The sequence below is a fragment of the Pseudoduganella sp. GW821-FHT12E03 genome (assembly GCF_058807115.1).
In genome coordinates this window covers 19987-38893 of sequence record NZ_JBXAQJ010000020.1, presented here as the reverse complement: position 1 = coordinate 38893, position 18907 = coordinate 19987, and the positions used below count along the sequence as shown (strand labels likewise).

The window sequence follows — 18907 nt, the reverse complement described above, 5'->3', positions numbered from 1 at the left end:
TGAACCTTGCTTGGAGTAAAGATGTTAACGGCCACTTACACCTTGGTTGCTCTATCTGTTGAGCAAGCTAATATCCGCATCAGCCTGCAATCGTTTCAAAAATATGTGCAAGCGACGTTGCTGCGCCAGCATGGCATGTCGCTCAACCAGCTCGAGTTTGCCTGTGAGTCGCTGAACCGTCTGTACCAGGCCTGTCATTGGCGCAAGATCGAAATGTATTTGATCCCCGCCATCCGCCAGGCCACCCAGCAAGCCGATCAGTTGCTGGAAGAATTGGGCCGCCTGAACGATTCGGCGCTCAACGTGATCCGGTCGCTGCAGGAGCAGGTGGCGAAATCGCAGCAGGACAATGAAGCGTGTGGCGAAGAAATCGCCGAGCGGATCGATAACTTCTGCGATTCCATGCTGAACCGGCTGGACAAGGAAGAAAAAGAATTGTTCAACGTGGCCCGCACCGCGATTGGCGGCGAAGCGTGGTTTGCGATTGCCAACCAGTTCCTGTTGCACGATGCCCACGTGGCGGAAGCGCGCCGCTGCCGTGGCGCCCTGGCCGCGCCGGTCGCATCGGCCCAGCAGTTGCTGCTGGCCGAGCCGGACGACAATGTCATCGACCTGGTGCCGGCCCTGGCGGCCTTGCCGGTCGAGGTGCCGGACGACGAGCTGGAAACCAATATTCCGGTTTCTGAGTTGCAATATCAACGGCGTGCCAACGGCCGCCGCGCCATGATGGATTAAAACATATGGGGCAAATCCGGGCGGGCCGCCGAAGCAAAATGCTTTACTTTGCTATCATGGTGGTTTTGATCACCCGGTAGCCCATTATGTTCGAATTCCTCTTCAAACGCCCAGGCGACAAGTCGTCCGATCAGCAGGCTAATCCGGAACAGGCTGCGGCATCCGCTGCAGCGGCCGCCAATGCTGAGCAGACTGCCGCCCGCCGCGCTGCCCAGCTGGAACGGGCCAAGGCGCTGGAGAGCGATGAAGCGGCTGCCGTCGAACTGATCCTGCAAAGCGAATTCGCCGATGTGCGCCTGGCCGCCGCCGAGCACGTGCACAACCAGGCGGCGCTGGAACAAATCCAGCAGGCGATGCGCAATACCGACCGCCGCGTCGCCAAACTCATGCAAGGCCGCCTCGACGCCCTGCGTCACCAGCAATCCGAGCAGCGGCAAGCGGAAGCGGCCATCGCATCGGCCCGCAAGCTGGCGCAGGATGACAAGCTCAATCCCAACCAGGTAGCCGAACTGGACCGCCTGTGGAAAGTCATTGCGGCCGGTCCGGCATTGGCCGAAGAATTCGGCGCCGTGCGCGCCACCCTGGCCAAGCGCCTGGAAGATCAAATGGCGCTGCAGCGCGCCGCGCTCGACGCCTTGGCGGCCGTACGCCGCATCGCGTCCGGCCAATTGCCCGACGGCGCCAGCGCCGACGCGGTCGCCGCGCTGCTCGACACGCTGGCCGCTGAACACGCGGTGCGTGCGGCGTCGCCGGAAAAGGAATCGCTGCCGCGCCATTTGCTGGCCGATATCGACGCCGCCCTGGCCAGCGCCCGCGCCGGCCAGGAAAGCGTCAGCGCGCGCCGCGCCGCATTGGCCGGCTGGCAGGCGCAGGACGCGGCCACGTTACAGGCCGATGAATTGAAACGCAGCTGGCAAGCGTTGCCGAAAGTTGCCGATGCGGCCGTGGCGGCGGCGTTGCAGCAAGAATTCGATGCGGTGCTGGCCAGCGTGCCGGCGCCGGTGCGCGCCAGGGAAGAGGCGCAGGCGCAGAAGGCGCCGAAAGTGCACAGGGATCCTCAGGAGCATAAGGAGCATAAGGACCCGTCCGATCCGCATCATCACAAGGAACATGCCGCGAAGCCGGAAGCGCGCAAGGAATCGAAGGAAGCGCAGGAAGCCAACCGCGAAGCCAATCGCCACTTCATGTCCATCGTGGACCAGATGGAAGCGGCGCTGGACCAGGGGCAGTTGCATATCGCGGCCGACCAGGACAAGCTGTTGAAGGAAACCAAGACCGGCCGCCTGTCGCCGGCGCAGGCCGACCGCCTGGCGCACGTGCGCGCCGAGTTGAAGCGCCTGGGCGACTGGGCGCGCTGGGGCGGCAATGTGTCGCGCGAAGAGTTGGTGAAAGCCGTCGAGGAATTGCCGGCGCAAAAATTGTCGATGCCGGAACTGGCCAAGAAAGTCGGCAGCATGCGCGAGCGCTGGAAAGCGCTGGACGGCGTTTCCGGCGCCGCACCGAAATCGCTGTGGGAGCGTTTCGACGCGGCTTGCACGGCCGCCTATGCGCCCGCCGCGGCACACTTCCGGCACCTGGCGGACGAACGCCACACTAACGCCGCCAAGGCCGAAGCCATGATTTCCGAAGTGGAAAAAATGGCGCGGGAACTGGCTGGCGAGGAACCGAATTTCAAGGCGCTGGCCGCCGCCGCGCAGCGGCTGCGCCAGGCCTGGGGCCGTTTGGGCGCGATCGACCGCAAGGACAAGAAAAAGCTCGACACGGCCTTTGATAAAGCCATGGCCATGATGACCGGCCCGCTGGACGAGCAGCGCCGGGTGGAAGTGGCGCGCCGCGAACAATTGATTGCCGAGACGGAAAAGCTGTCGCCGACCGACCGCCATACGCTCGATACCGTGCGCCACCTGCAGGAACAATGGCAGGAATTTGCCCGCGCCCTGCCGCTCGAGCGCAAGCAGGAGCAGGCGCTGTGGCAGCGTTTCCGTGGCGCATGCGATGCGATCTTTGCCGCCCGCAAGGAATCGGCCCATGCCGCCGATTCCGAACGCAAGGCCCATCTGCACGTGCGCGAAGACATTTGCGCGCAACTGGAAAACGCCACCTTCAGCGGCGACGACAAGGCGCAAACCGCGGCGATCACCAAGGCGCTGCGCGACGCGGCCCAGGCCTGGCACGCATCGGGCCATGTGCCGCGCGCCAGCGAAGCGAGAATCGATGCCCGCTATAAAGCCGCGGTGGCCACGGTGCAAGCGCAGGCCGATGCGATCCGCAAACGCGCCGGCGCCGCGCAAGCCAATGCGCTGCGCGACAAGTTGCGCCTGACGCAAGCGCTGGAAGCGGCGCTGATCGCGGAAGAGGCGATCGATGGCGCGGATTGGGAACAGCGCTGGCAAGCCTTGCCCGCCTTGCCGGGTGAATATGAACGCGCCTTGCACGGCCGTTTTGCCGCCGCCATCGCGGCCTCCGGCGAGACTGGCAAGCGCGGCGCATACGGCGCCCGCCTGGAGCAGGCGCGCACCACCTTGCTGAGTGAAGTCTTGCGCCTGGAAATCGTGGCCGGCGTGGACAGCGGCGCGGAATTCGCCCGCGACCGCCTGAAGATGCAAGTTGAAGTGTTGCAATCGTCGCTGAAGTCCGGCCAGAAACCGATGACGCAGGCGGCGCAATTCCTGCAACTGTGCGCGATGCCGGCGCTGGCCGATGGCCGCACCGCGTCCCGCATCGAACAATTGTTCCGCCGTATCGGCGCCGATGCGAAATGACCGTGTTCTTTAATCAAGTCCGGGTCCAGGCCGAAGACTTCGATGTGGCTTACGAGCTGGCGCAGCTGCGCGCCGGCAACGCCAAGGTGGGCGGTATCGTGAGTTTTGTCGGCACCGTGCGCGACCTCAATGAAGGCGCGCAGGTGGCGGAAATGGAACTCGAGCATTATCCCGGCATGACGGAACAGTCGATCGCCGCCATCATCGGCCAGGCGCAGCAGCGCTGGCCGATCTACGGCGCGCTGGTGATCCACCGCATCGGCCCATTGAAACCCATGGAACAGATTGTCATGGTGGCGGTCACGTCCGCGCACCGGGGCGAAGCGTTTGCCGCGTGCGAATTCATCATTGACTACCTGAAAACCGAAGCGCCGTTCTGGAAAAAAGAGCAAACCCCGGATGGCGCGCGCTGGGTCGATGCGCGCGTCAGCGACGATGCTGCCCTTAAGAAATGGCAGCCGTAATGGCCTAGGTGACGCTCGGTGACTTGAAAAGCCGCAGGCCATCCCAACTTTGTTCGCAATAGAACATCACCGGAGCGGTTTACCATGCGGCAAGACAAACTCACCACAAAATTGCAGGAAGCCCTGGCCGACGCGCAAAGCCTGGCCGTCGGGAATGACAATCCCTATATTGAACCCGTGCACCTGCTGTCGGCCCTGATCAACCAGGACGACGGCGGCGCCCGTTCGCTGTTGCAGCGCGCCGGCGTCAACCTGGGCGGCCTGACCAACGCCATCAAGGGCGGGCTGGAGCGTTTGCCCAAGGTGTCCGGCAATAACGGCGACGTGCAAGCCAGCCGCGAATTCATCGGCGTGCTGAACCTGGCGGACAAGGAAGCGCAAAAGCGCGCTGACCAGTTCGTTTCCAGTGAAATGGTGTTGCTGGCGCTGACCGACGACAAGTCCGACGCCGGCCGCCTGGCGCGCGAAAACGGCTTGACCCGTAAATCGCTGGAAGCGGCCATCGACACCGTGCGCGGTGGCGGCAAGGTCGATTCGCAGGAAGCCGAAGGCCAGCGCGAAGCGCTGAAAAAATACACGCTGGACCTGACGGAACGGGCGCGCCAGGGCAAGCTGGACCCGGTGATTGGCCGCGACGATGAAATCCGCCGCGCGATCCAGGTGTTGCAGCGCCGCACCAAGAACAATCCGGTGCTGATCGGCGAACCGGGCGTCGGCAAGACCGCCATCGTCGAAGGCCTGGCGCAGCGGATTGTCAACAATGAAGTGCCGGACTCGCTGCGCGGCAAGCGCGTGCTGTCGCTGGACATGGCGGCTTTGCTGGCGGGCGCGAAATACCGTGGCGAGTTCGAAGAGCGTTTAAAAGCCGTGCTGAAGGAACTGGCGATGGATGAGGGCCAGACCATCGTCTTCATCGACGAGCTGCACACCATGGTGGGCGCCGGCAAGGCCGAAGGCGCGATGGATGCGGGCAATATGCTCAAACCCGCGCTGGCCCGTGGCGAATTGCACTGCGTGGGCGCCACCACGCTCGATGAATACCGCAAATACATCGAGAAAGATGCCGCGCTGGAGCGCCGCTTCCAGAAAATCCTGGTCGATGAACCGACCGTGGAAGCAACCATCGCGATCTTGCGCGGCTTGCAGGACAAGTACGAGCTGCACCACAAGGTCGCGATCACCGACGCGGCCATCATTGCCGCCGCGGAGTTGTCGCACCGCTATATCACCGACCGCTTCCTGCCGGACAAGGCAATCGACCTGATCGATGAAGCCGCGTCGAAGATCAAGATCGAGATTGATTCCAAGCCGGAAGTGATGGACAAGCTGGAACGCCGATTGATCCAGCTGAAGATCGAGAAGGAAGCCGTCAAGAAGGAAAAGGATGACGCGTCGCGCCGCCGCCTGGACTTGATCGACGAGGAAATCGCGAAACTGCAGCGCGAATACAACGATTTCGAGGAAGTGCTGAAGGCGGAAAAAGCTAATGTGCAGGGCACCACGCACATCAAGGAAGAAATCGAACGCATTCGCCAGCAAATGGACGAAGCCACGCGCGCCTCGAACTGGCAGCGCGTGTCGGAATTGCAGTATGGCCAATTGCCGCAACTGGAAGCGCAACTGAAGCAGGCCGAGTCGCCGGCGGCTGGCGCGCAGGCGGCCGGCAAGCCGACCCTGTTGCGCACCCAGGTGGGGGCGGAAGAAATCGCTGAAGTGGTGTCGCGCGCGACCGGCATTCCCGTGTCGCGCATGATGCAGGGCGAACGCGACAAGCTGCTGCACATCGAAGATAAACTGCACGAGCGCGTGGTGGGCCAGAATGAAGCCATCACGGCGGTGGCCGATGCGATCCGCCGTTCCCGCGCCGGCCTGGCTGACCCGAACCGTCCGTATGGTTCGTTCATGTTCCTGGGCCCGACCGGTGTCGGCAAGACGGAACTGACCAAGGCGCTGGCGGCCTTCCTGTTCGATACCGAAGATGCGCTGATCCGGCTCGACATGAGCGAATTCATGGAAAAGCATTCGGTGGCCCGCCTGATCGGCGCGCCACCGGGCTATGTCGGCTACGACGAGGGCGGCTACCTGACCGAAGCGGTGCGCCGCAAGCCGTACAGCGTGATCCTGCTCGATGAAGTGGAAAAGGCGCACCACGACGTCTTCAACGTGCTGCTGCAAGTGCTGGACGATGGCCGCATGACCGATGGCCAGGGCCGCACGGTGGACTTCAAGAATACCGTGATCATCATGACCTCGAACCTGGGTTCGCAAAAAATCCAGTCGATGGAAGATTCCGATCCGGCGCTGGTGAAGCTGTCCGTGATGGCGGAAGTGCGCTCCCACTTCCGTCCGGAATTCATCAACCGCATCGATGAAATCGTCGTGTTCCACGGCCTGGACGAGAAGAACATCGGCGCGATTGCGAAGATCCAGCTGAAGATCCTGGAACAGCGCCTGCACCGCATGGACATGGGCTTGAACGTGTCCGAGGCGGCGCTGCAAAAGATCGCGGAAGCCGGCTACGATCCCGTGTACGGCGCAAGGCCACTGAAGCGCGCGGTCCAGCAGGGCATTGAAAACCCGCTGTCGAAACTGATCCTGGAAGGCCGCTTCGGTCCGAAAGACACGATCCGGGTCGACGTCCGCGATGGCGAACTGGCGTTTGCCAAATAAGGGTAGGGTGGCGGCCCGGGTTCCTTGAAACTCAGGCCGCCGTCCTGCGTCCGTCGCGCTCGGCAAAGTCTTCCACTTCATAGCGTTCCAGGAATCCTGCCGCTTCCGCGCCGGCCAGCGCCATCGGCTGCTTGCCGGCCGCCACGCCCTCGAACACCCGCTTGACATACGCCCCCAGCGATTGCTTGGTGGTGCACTTTTGCCGCATCGGATAGCGGCCGCTCACGGTGTAGCCGTCCAGGTATTCGATTTCAAAATCGCATTCGGCGCTGGGCTGCAGCGCGGAGGCCCAGTTTTTCAGCAGCTTGTCCGCCGCCACGAAAGACCCCAGCACCGCCATCGTGCAGCTGCGCTGCTGGCGGATGCGGATCTTGGCCACGCCGACTTTTTCTTCCATTTGCTTGATGCGCATACGGTTCTCCTGCCCAGGTGTCAATTGACCGACTAGTGCCGCATTTCCCCATCAACCGCGCGCCACAGGTGCAGCGGGTTATCGTCCTGCAGCGCGGCGGGCAGCAGGATGGGAGGGGCGTCCTGGTAGACCACGGGACGCAGGAAACGTTCAATCGCGTGACTGGCGGCCGCCACATGCCAGGCGGGCGGCGCCACGGTGCTGTTGATGCCGATCTGGCCCGCCATGCGTTGCAGCCGGGGCAGCAGCCGGCTGGCCAGCGCCATGTCGTCGCTGCCGATGTGCAGCACCGCCGCATGCTGGCGGCCCAGGCGCGCGGCCGCCGCCAGCATGGCGTGCGCGTCACGGCAGCGCACCAGTAAACCGGCCGGGCTGCGGCACGCGTCATCGAGCAGGGGCGGCGCCGGCAAATGGGTGTCATCGGTTTCCGCAAACATCGGCCGCACCATGCCGCGCGTGACACCGCCGGCCGGAGGCGCGCCTTCCGCCAGCATGGTCACGCGCGGCGCCGACAGCAACCAGTCGACCCGCTGCAGGTGGCCATGCGCGTCATCGGGCATGGCGATGGCGGGCAGCGCGGCCACCGCATCGATGATGGTTTCGCGTAAATCCACATAACCGTCGCCCTCCGGCGCAAACACCAGTGCGGGCCGGTGTGCGGCCGGCGCGGCGGCAAACTGGCGCACCAGTTGCAGGCCCAGGTGTTCGGCTTGCGCATTGAGCGCGTCCGGCAAGATGAAGACGGGGTTGCAGGCGCCGGGTTCGGCCAGCACGGGAATCGGTTCGGCGCGGTCCAGGCTGCGCCGCATCAGCCGCAGCGCGTCGCCCCGGTTGCTGGCCGCGGCGGCGCGCAAGTCGGGGTGCGCCAGCAGCGCTTCCACGCTACCCGGCAACTCCGGGGACAGGGCATACACGCCATCGGGCAAGCCGGCCGCGCGCACGGCGCGCAGCACGGCCTGGCCGGCCAGCGCATGGCACAGCGGATGGCTGGCGCGGGTATGCACGATCACCGGGCATCCGGCCGCCAGCGCCGCCAGCGCATCGGGTCCGATCGCGCCATGCACCGGCGTGGCGCCGCCGCCGAGGATGGCGACCGGCCCGAGCGCCACATGTTCGGCGCGCAGGCGCAGCGGCGCGGTTTCAATCGCCGCCTGTTGCCAGTGGTGGCGCTGCAACACCGTGCACAGCGCATCGATTTGCTGGCGGATCGCGGCGCGCTCCAGCATCACGCAGGCATGTGTCGCGCCCAGTTCGCGCCGCGCGGCTTCCTGCAATGCCTCGGCCTGGGCATCGAGTTCGCTGGCGATGGCTTGCAGCAGACGGCAGCGCGTGGCGGCATTGCTGAGTCCAAAGCTGCTTGCCGCACTGTCGGCGCGGCGCACCAGCGCATTGAGCCGGGACCAGGCGTCGGGATGAACAGTGGGTGGCACGGACTGGACCACAGGCAGCCTCCGGTAGGGAACCGTGCCATTTTAAAAACTAATTGCTGCACCCGCGCATAAATTCTTGTAAATTGGTGTTAAGCAAAAACTTTGCAATCCAACATGTTTTAACGACATGCCCGCTGCCGATACCGTCTTCCTGTTTGGTCCTTTCCGGCTGGTTCCCGCCGAGCGCGCGCTGTATGGCAGCGGCGGCGCCGTGCGCCTGCACGGACGCGCATTTGACCTGTTGCTGGCGCTGGTCGAACGGGCCGGGGAAGTGGTGGCCAAGGAAGAGCTGCTGGCGCGGGTGTGGCCGCAAACCTTTGTGGAGGAAGGCAACTTGCGGGTGCATGTCGCCGCACTGCGCAAGGTGTTGCAGGATGACAGTGGCCATCCCTATGTCGATAACGTGGTGGGGCGCGGCTACAGTTTTGTGGCGCCGGTGCGGCGCCAGGCCATGGCGCCGGCCGCGGCGCCGCAGCGCATTCCGGCGACCATCCCGCTGTTGCAGCAGCCGCGCCTGTTCGGCCGGCGCGATACGCTGCAGCGGCTCGATGAATTGCTGTCGCAGTGCCGCCTGGTGACGGTGGCCGGTCCCGGCGGCATGGGCAAGACGTCGGTCGCACTGGCGGCCGCCGCGCGCTGTGCGGCGCTGGGCGAACCGGTGCACGTGCTGGATATGGCGCCGCTGGCCGATGCCGCGCAGCTGGGCGGCGCACTGGCCGTGGTGCTGGGCGTGCCGGCGCTGGCGCAGGATCCGGTGCCGGGCCTGCTGGCGCATTTGCGCGGGGTGCAGGCGTTACTGGTGTTCGACAATTGCGAACATGTGATCGATGCCGCCGCCGCGCTGGCGGAGCGCTTGCTGCACGATACCGGCGGTATCCGCATCCTGGCCACCAGCCGTGAACCGCTGCGCGCGGAAGGCGAGTGCGTGCACCGCTTGCCGCCGCTGGCGTTGCCCGGGCCGCCATCGGCGGCCGAATCGGCGGCGCTGGCCGACGGCGGCGCGGCGCAATTTGCCGCCCTGGCCGCCAGCCCCGCCGTGCAATTGTTTGTCGAGCGCGCGGCCAATGGCATGGATGGCTTCCGGCTCACGCATGACAATGCCGAGTGCGTGGCCGATATCTGCCGCCGCCTCGACGGCATTCCGCTGGCGATCGAACTGGCGGCGGGACGTGCGGAATTCTTTGGCGTGCAGGGCCTGGCGGCGCGCCTGGAAGATTGCTTTGCCGTGTTGACGCGCGGGCGCCGCACGGCGCTGCCGCGCCACCAGACCCTGCGCGCCACCCTGGACTGGAGCTATGACATGCTGCCGCCGCTGGAACAGGCGATCTTGCGGCGCTTTGCCGTGTTCCGTGCGCCGTTCGGCCTCGATTGCGCGATCGATGTGGTGCGCTGCGAACAGGCCGATCGCGACTTCGTCACCGACAGCATCGCCAACCTGGCGGCCAAGTCGCTGCTCAGCGTCGACAGCGGCGGCAGTGAAACCTTGTACCGCCTGCTCGGCACCACCCGCGCCTATGCGCTCGATAAATTGTGCGCCAGCGGCGAGCTGGAATGGGTGTCGCACCGCTATGCGCAGCGCTGCTGCGCGCTGATGGAGCAGGCGCAAGGCTTGTTTGACGAACTGCCGCTGGCGCAGTGGCTGGCGCGTTTCGGCGCCAGCATCGGCCATGTGCGGGCGGCGCTGGACTGGACGCTGGGCGGCGCGGATGGGATGGAACACCCCGACGACCGCTTCGCGCTGGGCCTGCGCCTGTGCGCGGCGTCGGCCACGCTGTGGTACCAGCTGTCGCTGATGGATGAATACCGGCGCCGCCTGGAACAGGCGATGCGGCGCGTTTGCAGTGGTGGCTTGCGCATCGACGCCGGCACGGAAATGCGGCTGCAGCTGGCCATGGGCCATGCGCTGGTGCACGTGGGCGGGCAGGCCGACAGCCTGCGCCGTGCCGAGGCGTTTGCCCGCGCGCTGGCGCTGGCCGAGCGCCTCGATGATGGCGCGGCGCGCATGGCGGCGCTGTGGGGCTGTTATACCGATGCGATTTTTGGCGGCGATTACCAGGCCGCGCTGGAGTATGCGGAACGCTATGGCGCGGCCGCGGCGCACAGCGGCGAACTGGCGCAGGTGGGCCATGCGCGCATGCTGGCGCGCAGCATGCATTACCTCGGGCACCAGCAGCGCGCCCGCGCCCATGTCGATTATGTGGCGCGCCATCCGCTCAGCCACCGGCGCCATGCGCTGCACCGGGGCTTCCAGTTCGACCAGCACATTTCCACCCTGGCGATCCAGGGGCGCGTGCTGTGGCTGCAAGGTTACCCGGAACAGGCGGCGCAGGCGGCGCGGCAATGCGTCGATGACGCGATGCGGGTCGGCCATGGAATTTCACTGTGCTTTGCGCTGCTGCTGGGCTGCACGGTCGCCACCTGGTCCGGCGATGCGGCGGAAGCGGCACGCTACACGGAACTGATCCTGGAACACTCGCGGCGCTGCTCGCTGCCGCACTGGCATTTCTGGGGCGAAGGGTTCGCCATTGCGCAGCGCCTGCTGCATGGCGGCGACGACGCCACCGATCCCGCCATCCTGGCGTTGCACCAAAGCCCGTATTGCGGGGACATGCAGGTCGACGTGATGGCGACCCTGCATCCGCGCCTGCTGAGCGCACGCGCCATTGCCCGTGCCGATGCCGGCCTGGCCGGCTGGAGCTGCGCCGAAGTGCTGCGCAGCTGGGGCGAATCGTTGCATCGTGGCGGTTCGCCGGAGCAGGCCGGCCAGTTGTTCCAGCGTGCGCTGGACATCGCCCGCGAACAGGGCGCCGCCGCCTGGGCCTTGCGCGCGGCCATCAGCCTGGCGCGGCTGCGGCACGCGCAGGGCCGGGCGGGAGAAGCGCTGGCGCCGTTGCTGGCGGCCTATGAATCCTTTTCCGAAGGATTCCAGACGCGCGATTTGCGGCTGGCGCGCGAACTGTTGAACGGTGTCGAGGCGCGGTAGCGCAGCACGCTAAGCACTGTCGGCAAAAAAGGCCGACGGCGTGGTGCCGAAGGTTTTCCTGAACATGGCGGAAAAGGCCGACTGGCTGGCATAGCCCAGGTGCTCCGCCACCTGCGCCAGCGGCATGCCGCGCGCGATCATTGGCGTGGCATGGGCCAGCCGCACTTGCTGGCGCCACTGGCCAAACGTCATGCCCAGCTCTTTTTCAAACAGCCGCGCCAGCGTGCGTTCGGACGCGCCGACCTGGCCGGCCCACGTGCCGAGCGTGTGCGGCATGCCGGGATCGGCGATCAGGGCGGCGCACAGGCTGGCCAGGCGCTTGTCGTGCGGTAGCGGCACGCGGATCGGGCGCGTGGCCAGGCGCGTCACTTCATCGAGCATCAATTCGCCCAGCAAGGTGGCGCGCGTGCCATGGTCGGCGGGGTCGAGCTGTTCCAGCGCCACCAGCATTTCGCGCATCAGCGCGGAGACCGCCAGCACCCGGCATTCCTGGCCGGGGAAGGGCGCGCGCCGGGCCAGCACGAACACGGGGCGCAAACGCGCGGTTTCCAGGATGTCGACCGAATGCATGACGTCCGGCGGTATCCAGATGGCGCGCTGCGGCGGCACGATCCAGCTGCTGTTGTTGGCCGTGACCCGCACCACGCCTTCCAGCGTGAACGTGACCTGGCCCCACGCGTGCCGGTGCGGTTGCATCTGGTGCGTGACATCGAGGTCGCGGGCCCGCACGGTGACCGGACGGGCCTCGGTCGGGTCCGCGCCGGGCAGGTCGAGGCCGGTGTGGTGGACGATCGGGACTGGCATGGCAGGGTTGGCAGTTTTGCGATAAATGATGTCATGCTATCTTAATTCAGACGCGGCAATTTTGCTTACACTGGTGCTATCAATTTATTAACCTGGAGTCCACGGATGGCACCCCCTGACAACGCCACGTTCCGCAGCGATGCGCGCGTGATCGGCCTGGTTGGCCTGGCGCACGGCATTTCGCACTTTTACCATGTGATCCTGGCCGCGCTGTTCCCGTGGCTGATCCCCCATTTCAACCTGTCCCACGTGGAAGTGGGCTTGCTGATGACGGTGTTTTTCGTCGTCTCCGGCATCGGCCAGGCGCTGGCCGGCTTCGTGGTGGACCGGGTCGGCGCGCGCGCCGTGCTGTTTTCCGGCGTCGGCCTGCTGGGCGTCTCGGCCCTGGTGCTGGCCGGCGCCCAGCAATACCCGGTGTTGATCGCCGGCGCCATGCTGGCGGGCTTGGGCAACAGCGTGTTCCACCCGGCCGACTATACCTTGCTGAACCAGCGTGTTTCGTCAGCCCGCCTGGCGCACGCGTTTTCCGTGCACGGCATCAGCGGCAATATCGGCTGGGCGCTGTCGCCGCTGTTCATGACGTCCGTGACCGCGCTGACCGACTGGCGCACCGCGCTGCTGTGCGCGGCGGCGCTGCCGTTCGCGGTGCTGGCGGTGCTGCTGCTGAACCGCCAGGCGCTGCGCCCGAATCCCGTCGTGCGGCATGACACGGCGAAGGGCGGCGGTTCACTGGACTTCCTGCGCCTGAAATCCGTGTGGATGTGCTTTGCCTTCTTCTTCGTGACGGCGCTGGCGCTGGGCGGCATCCAGAGCTTCGCTTCGCCGGCGCTGGTGTCGCTGTATGGCATGTCGCTGGCGATGGCCACGTCCAGCTATACGGCGTACATGGGCGCGTCGGCGCTCGGCATGGTGCTGGGCGGCTTCCTGGCGGCGGGCCGCAAGGACCATGACAAGACCATCGCGTTTGCCTTCACCCTGGCGGCGCTGCTGGCGGTGGTGCTGGCGTCGGCCACGGTGCCGGCCTGGCTGGCGTTCGTGCTGATGGGCGCGATCGGGTTTGCGGCCGGCATCGCGGGCCCCTCGCGCGACTTGATGATCAAGGCGGCCGCGCCGCCGAACGCCACCGGGCGCGTGTTCGGCGTGGTGTATTCCGGGCTCGACAGCGGCTTGTCGGTGGCGCCGCTGCTGTTTGGCGCGCTGATGGATGCCAACCGCCCGGCCTGGCTGTTTATTGGCATCGGCGTGTTCCAGGCCATGGCGATCGCCACGGCGGTGGGCGTGGGCGGCAATACCCGGGCGCTGCGCTTGCAAAAGGCTTGAGCGGCTATTGCGGTGCAACACCGGTTCGGCGTACCCTGAAGCTTTATTAATCTTGGAGCTTTGCCATGAATTTCGCCACGAGTTTCGCCACCACCGACCTGTGCGACGACAACCCGGAATTGCTGGACAGCGGCGAACTTGCCGTGTTGCCGCCGGTATTCCACAACTATGGCCAGCATATGCGTTTCAGTGGCCCGGCCAGCACGCTGAAAGTGTTTGAAGACAATGCGCTGGTGCGCGCCGCGCTGGAACAGCCCGGCAAAGGGCAGGTGCTGGTGATCGATGGCGGCGGCAGCATGCGCCGCGCACTGGTTGGCGGCCAGTTGGGCCTGCTGGCGCAAAACAATGGCTGGGCCGGCATCGTGGTCTATGGCTGCATCCGCGACACCGATGAAATCAATGCCTGCGGCACCGGGGTGCGCGCGCTGGGCGCCCATCCGCAAAAAAGCGCGAAAAAGGGCGTCGGCGACGTCAATACCCAGGTACAGGTGGCCGGCGTGACGGTGCGGCCTGGCGACTGGATCTATGCCGATGCCGATGGCGTGCTGGTGGCGCGCAGCAAACTGAAATAAGCAAATAAAAACCGCACCCTGGTTCGCCAGTGGTGCGGTGGATGCGCCCACACAACCCTTCCGGACGGGTGGTGGAGCGGGCCGGGCACGTTTCGCTGGCCGGATATCCGCAGCGGCAGCGCCGCTGGCGTCGACATCATCCGGGTTCAAACTGTGCCGCCGGCTACTCTTGGTCTGTTTTATTCTTGGTGACTTCAGGATAGCAGAGCCCGCCCGATTGTCTCATTGTATTTTCCTACGCTAACTATAGTTCCTATTTAGAAATGAGAATTTCAAAATAGAAATTATCGCAGGATGTGTGGCCAGCTGCCGTCTATGCACCGGCCTGTATAATGGACCCCTTGCAGCGCCATCACCCAAGAGGAAAAATCCCATGTTCAGTTACCGCCACGCCTTCCACGCAGGCAACCACGCCGACGTGCTGAAGCACTTTGTGTTGATCCAGTTATTGCAATACATGAACCGGAAAGACACGGCCTACACGTATATCGATACCCACGCGGGTGCCGGCGTGTATCAGCTGGACGGGGAATATGCGGCGAAAAGCGGCGAATCCGCCACCGGCATCGCGCCCCTGTGGGAGCGCGACGATTTGCCGGCGGCGCTGGCCGAATACGTGAATTTAATCAAGGGCATGAACCCGAGCGGCAAGCTGCGGTTTTATCCGGGCTCGCCGTATTGCGCCGAACAGGTGGCGCGCGAACAGGACCGGCTGCGCATGTATGAAATGCACCCGGCCGATTTCAAGCTGTGCACGGATAACTTCCGCAAGCTGGCCGAACACGCGGCCGCCCAGGGGCAGCGCTCTTCGGTGCGCGGCCAGCGCGCGCTGGTGACGCGCGCCGACGGCTTCCAGTCGCTGAAAGCGTTGTTGCCACCGCCGTCGCGCCGCGCCGTGGTGCTGTGCGACCCACCCTATGAAGACAAGCAGGATTACCGCAAGGTCACCGACATGGTGCGCGAAGCGCTGACGCGCTTCCCGGGCGGCACCTATGCCGTGTGGTACCCGATCCTGCAGCGCATCGAAGCGCGCAATTTTGCGGAACGCCTGAAGCATATGCCGGGCACCGAGTGGCTCAACGTGTCGCTGACGATTCGCACGCCTGGGCCGGATGGCTTTGGCGGCCTGCACAGCAGCGGCATGTTCATCATCAATCCGCCATACACCCTGGAAGCCACGCTCAGGCAAGTCATGCCGTACCTGGTCGAGGTGCTGGGTGAGGATACCGGCGCCTCGTTCGTGCTGGAGTCCGGCCTGGCGGCCACCACGCCGCGCTTGACGGCATCGCCGCACGCCGATGGCCCCCGTGCCGCCGCCGCGCCGCGCAGCAGTGGCAAGCGCGCCGGTGAGCCGGGCCGCAGCAGCCGTCCGGGTGGCGAGGGCGGACGCGGGCAGGGCGGCTGGCGCGGCGACGGCGATGGCCGCGCTCCGCGCAGCGCGCCTGGCGGCGAGACCGGCAGCCCCTACGGCGGCGGCAAGGCGCGTGGCGCCACCGCGCGCGCTGGCGGCGAGCGTGCCGGGGGCGATCGCAGCGGCGCTGAGCGTTCCGGCGGTGACCGTTTCGGTAGCGACCGTTTCGGCAGTGGCCGTCCGGGCGGTGATCGTCCAGGCGGGGATCGATTCAGCAGTGATCGTTCCAGCAGCGATCGGTCCAGCAGTGGCCGCGCCGGTAGTGGCGCCACTAGTGGCGCCGGTTCGGACAGCGCTAACCGTGGCCGTCCAGGCAGCGAGCGCATGCGTGACGCCCGTCCGGCGGGCGGCAGGGAAGGCGGCTACGAAAGCCGTCCGCCACGTGGCGCGGATGCGCGTGGCAGCGGCGGCCGGCCGGCCGGCATGGGCGGCTCCGGTGCGGCCAATGGCGCCGGCCAGCGCGCCGCCCGTCCGTCCGGTAAACCGTTCGTCGGCACCGGCCGGACGTCGGGGCCGCGCAACGGCCCCCGCAAAGGTTAAAAAAGTTATAACGAAAGGTGTTGTCAGTCCTGCATTTTTAGGTATAGGCTACTACTAACCGGGCACGGCAAATCAACGTGCCCGGTCTGCCTGCCGCATCGCGGTACCGAACCGCGGCGGAACCACCAACGTGCAGATTGAGGCCGATCATGACCACGCCTGCAGACTTTTCACCTGCAATCGCGAACCAGTTTTATCTGGCGCGACAACCCATCCTCAATCGCAGCCAGCGCCTGGTTGCCTATGAATTGCTGTTCCGCCATGCCGATGTGGATACGGCCCGTGTTACGGATAACGCCACCGCCACCGCGTCCGTGATTGCCCATGCCAGCGAGTTGGGCATGGAGCAAGTGGTGGGCGACCAGATGGCCTTCGTCAATGTCGATGAAGTGGGCTTGATGAGTGATTTCATCCACTTCTTGCCGACAGACAAGGTGATCCTGGAAATCCTGGAAACCGTGCATGCCACGCCGGACGTATTGGCGCGCGTGCAGGAATTGAAGGAGCAGGGTTTCCGCTTCGCGCTCGACGATGTGATCCACCACAGCGAAGATGTGCAGAAATTCCAGCCCATGGCCGATGTGATCAAGGTCGACATCCACGACATGTCGCGCGCGGACCTCGATTCGCTGGCGATCAGCCTGAAAAATGCGCCGCAAAAATTGCTGGCTGAAAAGGTGGAGACCATCGAGGAATACCAGCATTGCATGGACCTCGGTTTTGAATACTTCCAGGGCTATTACTTTGCCCGCCCCGTCATCCTCAGCGGCAAGAAAATCGAACCATCGCAGATGGCGATCCTGCACCTGCTGAACTTGCTGAACACCGATGCGGACCAGCAGGAAATTGAGCGCAGTGTCAAACACGACGCCCTGATCACCTTGAATTTATTGCGCCTGGTAAATACCCCGGCCGTGGGAGCGCGCTTTCGCATCAATTCGGTCAGCCATGCGCTGATCGTGCTGGGGCGGCGCCAGTTGCAGCGGTGGCTGCAGATACTGCTCTATGTAAAGAACGGGCCTAAGCAGGAATTTGATTCGCCGCTGCTGCTGATGGCCACCACCCGCGGCAAGATGATGGAATTGATGATGGAGCGGCTGCATCCCGGCCAGCGCACCGGCGCCGATATTGCCTTCACAGTGGGCATCATGTCGCTGATGAGTACGCTGTTCTCGGTACCGATGGAAGAGATCCTCGACAGCGTCAATGTGCTTGATGATGTCCGCGCCGCGCTGCTGCACCGGCGCGGCGAATATGGCGACATGCTGTCACTGGTCGAACAGGTGGAGCGCGCCGGCGAGAACGAGGACATCGCCGACTTGCTGCGCAACCTGGGACTGGAGCCGGGCGACCTGTTTGAAATCCAGGTGGAGGCCTACGACTGGGTCAATGATTACCGGGCCGGCTTGCACTGATCGCTGACCCAGGCTCACTGGCCCAGGATCAGGAATACCGTGGGCTTTTTGTGGAAGTCCGGCGTGTTGCCTGCCTTGAGCTGGTTGTTCCACTGCGCCACCGTCATGGTCTTGATGGTTTCCGCTGGCAGGCTGATGTCGGTGGCCACGCACACCAGGGTGGTGCCGTGGCAACTGGCGGCGATGGCTTCGAGCATGGCGCCGTTGCGGTACGGCGTTTCAATGAACAGCTGCGTCTGCTTTTCGCTGCGCGAGCGGATTTCCAGTTCCTTTAACCGCTTGCCGCGCAGCGCCGCGTCGGTCGGCAAATAGCCGTTGAAGGCAAAACTCTGGCCATTCAAGCCGCTCGCCATGACGGCCAGCAGCAGCGACGACGGTCCCACCAGCGGCCGCACCGGAATGCCATGCTGGTGTGCCAGGCGCACCAGGTCCGCACCCGGATCGGCCACGGCGGGCACGCCGGCTTCCGACAGCAAGCCCGCATCTTCCCCGGCCAGCAGCGGTTCCAATAAACCTTTCAGCGCGGCGGCGGGGGTATTGACGTTCAGTTCGCTGATGCGGATTTCCTGCATGGGTTTCGCCAGCGGGTAATGCGCACTGACCAGTTTTAAAAAGGCGCGGGCGGTCTTGGCGTTTTCCGCCACGAAATTCACCAGGCCAGCCGTGGTGGCTTGCACGTGTTCAGGGATGACGTGCGACAGCGACTCGGTGTCGCCCAGGGTATTCGGGATCAGGAACAGGGTGCCGGTCATGGGATCAGTTAGCTGGGTGGAAGAAGGACACGCCGGCGTTGCGCAGCATGCCGGTCAGGGCGATCAGTGGCAGGCCGGTCAGCGCGGTCGGGTCATCGGTGGCGATGCGCTCGAGGATGGCGATGCCCAGGCCTTCGTTTTTGGCACTGCCCGCGCAATCATAAGGCTGTTCGATGCGCAGGTAGGCATCGAGTTCGGCATCGGGCAAATCGCGGAAGGTGACGGTGGTCTGGATGTCGGCCACCTGTGACGAATTGTTGCGCCCATCCCACAGGCACAGCGCCGTATGGAATATCACTTCACGCCCCCGCATTTTCCGCAGTTGCGCCAGGGCGGCGGGATGCGAGCCGGGCTTGCCGATCTGTTCATCGTCCAGGGTGGCCACCTGGTCCGACCCGATCACCAGCGCGCCCGGATGGCGCGCCGCCACGGCCGCCGCCTTGTCGCGGGCCAGGCGCAGCGCGGTGGCGCTGGGCGTCTCGCCGGGCAGCGGGCTTTCATCGATGTCGGGCACGTCCACACTGAAGGGCAGGTGCAGGCGGCCCAGCAACTCGCGGCGATAGGCGGAACTGGAGGCCAGCACCAGTGGGACGGTATTGTCGGGCGGGGAATTTTGAATAATCGGCATCGGTTTACT

General features: G+C 65.0%; 14 protein-coding genes. 9 read left to right on the top strand and 5 right to left on the bottom strand.

The window, feature by feature from the left end; all coding sequences use genetic code 11:
• Positions 1-21 precede the first annotated feature (21 nt).
• The 4 genes from AC1RRC_RS32025 to clpB all read left to right on the top strand — a co-directional run bounded on the left by AC1RRC_RS32025 (position 22) and on the right by clpB (position 6631).
• Positions 22-735 (top strand): hemerythrin domain-containing protein, encoded by a 714-nt coding sequence (locus AC1RRC_RS32025; protein ID WP_493059888.1) that lies wholly within the window; start codon positions 22-24, stop codon positions 733-735.
• 86 nt (positions 736-821) lie between these two features.
• Positions 822-3497, top strand: a complete 2676-nt coding sequence (locus AC1RRC_RS32020) for a DUF349 domain-containing protein (RefSeq protein ID WP_493059887.1) — start codon at positions 822-824, stop codon at positions 3495-3497.
• 2 nt (positions 3498-3499) lie between these two features.
• On the top strand, positions 3500-3961 hold the full coding sequence (locus AC1RRC_RS32015) for a molybdenum cofactor biosynthesis protein MoaE (RefSeq protein ID WP_493059885.1): 462 nt from the start codon (positions 3500-3502) through the stop codon (positions 3959-3961).
• An 84-nt stretch (positions 3962-4045) separates the two neighbouring features.
• Positions 4046-6631, top strand: coding sequence for an ATP-dependent chaperone ClpB (gene clpB, locus AC1RRC_RS32010; protein WP_493059884.1), 2586 nt, complete (start codon positions 4046-4048; stop codon positions 6629-6631).
• 31 nt (positions 6632-6662) lie between these two features.
• On the opposite strand, the gene AC1RRC_RS32005 is transcribed toward clpB, so the two are convergent.
• Entirely contained in the window at positions 6663-7043 is a 381-nt protein-coding gene (locus tag AC1RRC_RS32005) for a hypothetical protein (protein WP_493059883.1), read from the bottom strand.
• Between the two features lie 32 nt (positions 7044-7075).
• A complete protein-coding gene (locus AC1RRC_RS32000) occupies positions 7076-8473 on the bottom strand; it encodes an aldehyde dehydrogenase family protein (RefSeq protein WP_493059882.1) in 1398 nt (465 codons plus the stop codon).
• Positions 8474-8600: 127 nt separating this feature from the next.
• Between AC1RRC_RS32000 and AC1RRC_RS31995 the strand changes: the two genes are divergently transcribed.
• The gene (locus AC1RRC_RS31995; RefSeq protein WP_493059879.1) at positions 8601-11456 is read left to right on the top strand and encodes an ATP-binding protein; all 2856 of its coding nucleotides are present in this window, start codon (positions 8601-8603) and stop codon (positions 11454-11456) included.
• A gap of 9 nt (positions 11457-11465) precedes the next feature.
• Here AC1RRC_RS31995 and AC1RRC_RS31990 read toward each other — a convergent pair whose 3' ends face one another.
• Positions 11466-12260: an AraC family transcriptional regulator gene (locus tag AC1RRC_RS31990; protein ID WP_493059878.1), complete on the bottom strand. Its 795-nt coding sequence runs from the start codon at positions 12258-12260 to the stop codon at positions 11466-11468.
• A 105-nt stretch (positions 12261-12365) separates the two neighbouring features.
• Between AC1RRC_RS31990 and AC1RRC_RS31985 the strand changes: the two genes are divergently transcribed.
• The 4 genes from AC1RRC_RS31985 to AC1RRC_RS31970 all read left to right on the top strand — a co-directional run bounded on the left by AC1RRC_RS31985 (position 12366) and on the right by AC1RRC_RS31970 (position 17518).
• Positions 12366-13580: an MFS transporter gene (locus tag AC1RRC_RS31985; RefSeq protein ID WP_493059876.1), complete on the top strand. Its 1215-nt coding sequence runs from the start codon at positions 12366-12368 to the stop codon at positions 13578-13580.
• Between the two features lie 65 nt (positions 13581-13645).
• Complete coding sequence (gene rraA, locus AC1RRC_RS31980; RefSeq protein ID WP_493059875.1) at positions 13646-14152, top strand: ribonuclease E activity regulator RraA; 507 nt, start codon at positions 13646-13648, stop codon at positions 14150-14152.
• Positions 14153-14525: 373 nt separating this feature from the next.
• Positions 14526-16103 (top strand): 23S rRNA (adenine(2030)-N(6))-methyltransferase RlmJ, encoded by a 1578-nt coding sequence (locus tag AC1RRC_RS31975; protein WP_493059873.1) that lies wholly within the window; start codon positions 14526-14528, stop codon positions 16101-16103.
• 149 nt (positions 16104-16252) lie between these two features.
• Complete coding sequence (locus AC1RRC_RS31970) at positions 16253-17518, top strand: EAL and HDOD domain-containing protein (RefSeq protein ID WP_493059872.1); 1266 nt, start codon at positions 16253-16255, stop codon at positions 17516-17518.
• A gap of 14 nt (positions 17519-17532) precedes the next feature.
• Here AC1RRC_RS31970 and AC1RRC_RS31965 read toward each other — a convergent pair whose 3' ends face one another.
• Both AC1RRC_RS31965 and AC1RRC_RS31960 read right to left on the bottom strand, forming a co-directional pair.
• The gene (locus AC1RRC_RS31965; RefSeq protein ID WP_493059871.1) at positions 17533-18270 is read right to left on the bottom strand and encodes an SAM-dependent methyltransferase; all 738 of its coding nucleotides are present in this window, start codon (positions 18268-18270) and stop codon (positions 17533-17535) included.
• A 4-nt stretch (positions 18271-18274) separates the two neighbouring features.
• A complete protein-coding gene (locus tag AC1RRC_RS31960) occupies positions 18275-18898 on the bottom strand; it encodes a Maf-like protein (protein WP_493059870.1) in 624 nt (207 codons plus the stop codon).
• Positions 18899-18907 lie beyond the last annotated feature (9 nt).